The following is a 3,637-nucleotide window of genomic DNA, read 5'->3' on the forward strand; positions in this document are numbered from 1 at the left end:
TCTGTCTCGTCCAAAGGACCGCCGTTGTCAATGGCGAAATCCGACTTCCGGACCTTTTCATGCGCCGGCATCTGCGTCTCCAGACGCAGCAGGGAATCCTCCCTTCCTACGCCGGCATCTTCGAGACGCTTCAAGGCAGCCTCAACAGAGGTGAAGACCGTTACCGTCTTCTGAAATTGTCCGGCATATCCCTTCTCGAAGAGAAGGGGGATCTCGACTATCACCACCTTCTCATCACCGTCTCTCTCCTTCATCTCTTCGAGAATATCCCGGATCTTCTCAAAGACGAGAGGATGGATGATCCCTTCGAGGCCCTCCCGGAGTTCCCTGTTTCGGAATACGACGGCGGCAATCCTCGCCCTGTCGAGACTCCCGTCCTGCGCGATTACCGTCTCGCCAAAGACCTTCCGGATTCTCACAAGAACAGTCTCATCATGGAGGAGGGTGTCTACGATCTCATCGGTCTCGAGGGTGACAGCACCGAGTTTTCTGAACATCCTAAGGACGGTACTCTTCCCCATGCCGTAATTCCCTGTCAGCCCGACTATCAGCACAGGGCTATTATACACCATCCAAAATCGGAGGAAAGGAAAAGAGGCCCCGGACAGCGAGCCGTCCGGGGCTTTTCGCAGCGAGAAAGGGCCTAATGGCCGCCGGGGAAAAACGTGTAACTCACCCAGACGAGCATCCCGAGCAGGACTATTCCGAGGCCGATGCTCCACCCGACAAGTTTCTTTTCGATGGGAAGCAGCGGCTCATATTCCATCTTTCTTAATTCTTCGGCTAATTTCGGTTGTTCCGGCATGGCATTCCTCCTTTATCCTGTTACGATAGGCGGCTTCACTCCATGGAAGAATATCCATGAGATGACGAGCCCGATCCAGATGATGAACCCGAAAAGACAGAGGAGATAGACCGCCGCAAGCTTCCCGATGCCCTCCTCCCAGAGCTTCTTGAAATTGGATACGACACCGATCGTAAAGAAGGTGAGGACAAAGAAGATCACCCGGAAGGTGTTCCCTTCAGCGGTTGCGGTGTTCGCAGCAGCCATCGTAGCCTTCGGTTTCTTGATCTGGTCACTCAACTCCGCGATTCTCGCTTTCTTCGCCTTTATGGTCTTGCCGAGGGCAGCTTGCGCTGCCGGGTCTATCGCCGTCGGGAGCTTTTTTTCCGCGGCGGATATCTCCTGTTTCAGGCTATTGATCTCCTTATCGACGGGAGTGATGCTCGAAGAGGCGGGCAGACAGATCAACAGGAGCAGGAAAAAGGTGAGGGCATAGCCGATGACGAACTTCGGAAACCGGTGCCATATCTCTATCGCCCGGACCTTTTGACCCTCCTTGCACTCGATCTTCGCGCACCATATGATCGCAAGGATAAAGGCCCATATGCCGATGAAGATATCGATGAACATCTTCACCGTCGTTGCCGTCATGATCATCCACCCTTCCTTGTATTTCACCCCCTCCATCACCTCCGCCTTCGCGCGGATAAGAGAATCGGTCACCGCGCCGCTAGCGACGGCGGCGCCGTCTGTCTTCACCGCTAGCCCCATCCAGGCTCCTGCAACGAGCGGTTCCTGCCAGAGGAATTCACGAGCGAGAAAGGGAAGGAGTACCAGTTCCACAACGGCGAAGATGACGACGAGGGATGAGACCATTATCGGCACCACCGGCCTCGCCCGTATCGCTCCGCCCGTCGCGATCGCAGCCGAGACACCGCAGATCGAGATGCCGGAGGCGAGAGGGGCTGACCACTCTCTGCTGAATTTAAAGAACTTCCTCGCGATAAAATAGACGAGCGCCCAGTAGATGAGATAGGCCTCGACAATCGCACAGAGTCCCCTGAACATGACCGCTGACGCGAGACCAAGGGATTCGGCCGCCTTCACTCCGAGCCCCGCTCCCATGATGACGATGGCGGTCTTAATGTAGAGCTCAGGCCTCGTAGCCTCTTTCAGTATCTCGGCAAACCTCGGAAAGAAGTTTCCGACGATGAGCCCTACGATCAGGGCTACAATGAACCCGGCTTCGCCCGTGAGCTTCAATGCCCAGGGGATGCCAAACGTGGCCAGATCCTTTGGCGTCGTGGCTGCTATGTATGCATAGTGACCGATGAGCCAGCAGAGATATCCGATCCAGAACACGATGGTGAAACCGATTGCAAACTTTCCGACGTTCGCACCGAGTGCCTTCGCACCTATGCCCATGATGATGAGCATAGCGAGATAGGTCAAAAGCAGGGAAACAATGCCTGCCATTCCTTTTTTCTCATACTTGTCTCCGACCTTGAGTCCCGAGGCATCTTCCGTCACCGTTATCGTCTCTTCTTTGCCGTCAGCCTTCTTGAGGGTGAGTTTCTGGCCTTCGATCTTCGTGATCTCGCCCTTCACCCCCTGATAATTCTTCGACACGGGCGCCAGGGTCTTTGCGGGGTCCGTCCAGACCTTGTTGCTCACTCCCCAACCGAGAATATCTACTCCACCAAAAACGCCGAGGGAGAGGATGAATATGAAGAGGCCGAGCCAGAGAGAGAGCCAGTCTTCACTTATGCCGGGCTTCTTTAAGACCGCACAAGTTTCGACCGTATCACACTTAGCCTCAGTCAACTTGTCCTCATCCATTCGTTTTTCTTCCATATACTACCTCCCATGTTTTATAGATAGATCTTCCCTGCGACACCTCTATCAGATCATCGCATCACCTCCCGGCTGTTAGAATAAGGCGGGCCACATACGGTTATGATATGATAAGAATGTATGACGTCATTCCTCCTGCACTTCGGTGACTGAGAGAACAACGACCACTCATTATGAACTCATTCTAATAGAACAGTAAGAACAATGCAACAAACTTCTTTAGAGTCTCCTATTCACCTGAAAACACATGAAAACGCATAAGGAAAGGCGGCGGGAGCCTTCCTCCCGGGAGTCCCGATGATACCCTATCCGCACGTGAGCCCGGAAATTGTGCGAGTCGGCCCCTTTGCGGTCAGGTGGTACGGTGTAATGTACCTTATGGGCTTCGCCTCGTCCTATCTCCTTGTACGGCACGAGATAAGAAAGAAGGGATTGACCTTTCATAAGGATTTCGTCGGATCTCTCTACTCCTATCTTATCCTCGGCCTTCTCATAGGCGCCCGATTAGGCTACGTCGCGTTTTACGACCTCCCGACCTACATCAGAAATCCTCTCGAAGTCTTCGCTGTTTGGCACGGAGGCATGTCCTTTCACGGAGGTCTTATCGGCAGTGTTTTGGGAGGCGTCCTTTGCTGCAGAAGGTTCGGCGTAGACCCCTGGAAGGTTTCAGACCTCGTCATATCCACCGTTCCCCTCGGGCTCGCCTTTGGAAGGTTAGGGAACTTTATCAACGGGGAGCTCTACGGGCGGGTCACCGATGTGCCGTGGGCGATGGTCTTCCCTTCAGGAGGTCCCCTGCCGAGACATCCCTCCCAGCTCTACGAAATCTTCCTCGAGGGCATTCTCCTCTTCACGGTCCTCTGGATATTAAAAGATAGAGGGTTCCGGCCTGGCGTCCTCTCTTCGCTCTTCCTCATCTTCTATGGGGTCGTCAGGTTTCTTGTCGAATTCTTCAGGGAGCCCGACCCCCAACTCGGGTTCGTCTTAGGACCTCTCACG

Annotated in this window: 4 protein-coding genes; 1 reads left to right on the forward strand and 3 read right to left on the reverse strand. The window is 54.1% G+C overall.

What is annotated here, in order from left to right; all coding sequences use genetic code 11:
• The 3 genes from coaE to VEI96_12475 form a co-directional block, all read right to left on the reverse strand.
• The coding region (coaE, locus tag VEI96_12465) for a dephospho-CoA kinase (protein HXX58808.1) at nucleotides 1–554 on the reverse strand (554 nt) is incomplete at its 3' end.
• Between the two features lie 89 nt (nucleotides 555–643).
• Nucleotides 644–805, reverse strand: a complete 162-nt coding sequence (locus VEI96_12470) for a hypothetical protein (GenBank protein HXX58809.1) — start codon at nucleotides 803–805, stop codon at nucleotides 644–646.
• 12 nt (nucleotides 806–817) lie between these two features.
• The gene (locus VEI96_12475; GenBank protein ID HXX58810.1) at nucleotides 818–2,638 is read right to left on the reverse strand and encodes a putative sulfate exporter family transporter; all 1,821 of its coding nucleotides are present in this window, start codon (nucleotides 2,636–2,638) and stop codon (nucleotides 818–820) included.
• A 297-nt stretch (nucleotides 2,639–2,935) separates the two neighbouring features.
• On the opposite strand from VEI96_12475, the gene lgt reads away from it, so the two are divergent.
• A partial coding sequence (gene lgt, locus VEI96_12480) for a prolipoprotein diacylglyceryl transferase (GenBank protein ID HXX58811.1) occupies nucleotides 2,936–3,637 on the forward strand: 702 nt, incomplete at its 3' end.

The organism is Thermodesulfovibrionales bacterium (genome assembly GCA_035622735.1).
Classification (GTDB): Bacteria; Nitrospirota; Thermodesulfovibrionia; order Thermodesulfovibrionales; family UBA9159; genus DASPUT01.

Excerpts from the sequence above, each read along its gene's own strand:
- VEI96_12475 (HXX58810.1), bottom strand. The coding sequence starts at position 2,638 with ATGGAAGAAAAACGAATGGATGAGGACAAGTTGACTGAGGCTAAGTGT.
- VEI96_12470 (HXX58809.1), bottom strand. The coding sequence starts at position 805 with ATGCCGGAACAACCGAAATTAGCCGAAGAATTAAGAAAGATGGAATAT.